The following is a 1,258-nucleotide window of genomic DNA, read 5'->3' on the forward strand; positions in this document are numbered from 1 at the left end:
CCGTGGCGTGGGAGGACGCCGGCATGGACCGCCTCATGGGTGCGCCGCAAGCACTCGCCGATCTGAAGCGGTTCGACTTCGACCCGCCCTCGGCGTCCTTCGACGCTGCCTTCGCGGGCGGCGACAACTAGGGCACCGGTCAGGTCAAGGCCCGGTGGCGAGAGAGCCGCCGGGCCGGTCCGGGGTGCCCGGACACGCCTTTGTCCTCGATATGGAAAAAGTTCGACTTCCTTGTTGCGCAAGGTCTTTCCGTCGAGGACGAACCGGGCTACGGTCCCCTCTCGTGCACAGGAGCTACAGGTGGGTTCACCAGTGACAGCGCATCACAGCTGACCTTCCCTCGTTCGACCGGCCTACGGAGGACATCCGTGCACAGCACAGAGTCAAGGGCACCCAAGGATCCCGCACTTCTCACCGGCGGCCTTCTCACCGCCGACTCGCTCGCCGTAACCGCGCCGACCACGAGGCTGCCCTCCTAGGTCGCGGCCAAAGCCCACCCACATGCCGGCGGCGGGCGGAGAGGCCCCGAGCCCCCGCCCACCGCCCTCCACCCACATCGGAACATCGCCATGGCAGGGAGGCAGCCCGTGAACAACGACGGGAACGCATCGCAGCCCCGGACCGACGGGCGGACCGCACGCACCGGTGTCTGGTTCGTCGGAGCCCGCGGATCGGTGGCCACCACCGCCGTCGCCGGATGTGCGGCGGTCACCGCCGGACTGCATCCGCCGACCGGCATGGTCACCGAGACACCACCGTTTCACGGCACCGGCCTGCCGCCCCTGGACTCACTCGTCTTCGGCGGCCACGACACCGCCGACTGCCCGCTGCCCAAGCGGGCCGAACACCTCACCGGCGCGGGCGTCCTGCCGCACGGCCTCGCCTCCGCCGTACGCGCCGAACTCCAGGCCGCGGACGAGGAGATACGGCCCGGCGGCCCGCTCCCTGGTGACAGGTGCAGCGACGAGGAACTCATCACCCACTTCGCCGCCGACCTCACCTCGTTCCGCGTGCGCAACGCACTGGCGCGGGTGGTCGTCGTCAACGTCTCCTCCACGGAGCCGCTGCCCGCACCCGACGCCGTACGGCTGCCGCCCAGCTCCCTCTACGCGGCCGCCGCCCTGCGAGCCGGCTGCCCCTACGTCAACTTCACGCCGTCCACCGGGCTGCGCACCCCGGTCCTCACGGACGCCGCCGCGGCCAGTGGACTTCCCCACGCGGGCCGTGACGGCAAGACCGGCCAGACGCTGCTGCGGGC

General features: G+C 71.1%; 1 protein-coding gene and 1 pseudogene. Both read left to right on the forward strand.

From position 1 onward, the window contains the following. Positions 1-131: pseudogene (locus StrepF001_RS45305) on the forward strand (sugar phosphate isomerase/epimerase); the annotation flags it as partial. A 456-nt stretch (positions 132-587) separates the two neighbouring features. Next, on the forward strand, positions 588-1,258 hold a 671-nt coding region (locus StrepF001_RS45310; protein WP_240798021.1), incomplete at its 3' end, for an inositol-3-phosphate synthase.

It is taken from the genome of Streptomyces sp. F001 (assembly GCF_004187715.1).
In the GTDB taxonomy this organism is placed as follows: Bacteria; Actinomycetota; Actinomycetes; order Streptomycetales; family Streptomycetaceae; genus Streptomyces; species Streptomyces flavusporus.